We start from the raw sequence: 290 nt of genomic DNA on the forward strand, positions 1-290 counted from the left end.
TCTGCCCTGCGTGATGAGTTCGGAATGAATATCTTGTTCGTCAGGGAGTCTACCGGCGAACGAGGTGCCACCGGCTACTACATGCTGACAGACTGGGGGATCTTAGACAGGTCTTCGTTCTTGAACCGGTACGGAAAACTTTAAGGTGCCATAGAGCAGCGCATTGAATGCAAAACCCGCCAATCGGCGGGTTTTTTATGCTGCCACGGTAGCGGCGGTTGCTGGAGGTTTTTCGGCGTAGTAGGCGATGTTCTTGGTTCGTCTGCTAAGGGTGTCTATGCCGACGATAC

The 290-nt window shown here is 53.1% G+C and carries 1 pseudogene; it reads left to right on the forward strand.

Features of this window, described 5'->3' with window-relative positions:
• Positions 1-144 (forward strand): annotated as a pseudogene (locus BHE89_RS24140) (helix-turn-helix domain-containing protein); the annotation flags it as partial.
• Between the last annotated feature and the right edge of the window lie 146 nt (positions 145-290).

The sequence above is a fragment of the Shigella sp. FC1967 genome, assembly GCF_001743005.1.
Lineage (GTDB): Bacteria > Pseudomonadota > Gammaproteobacteria > Enterobacterales > Enterobacteriaceae > Proteus.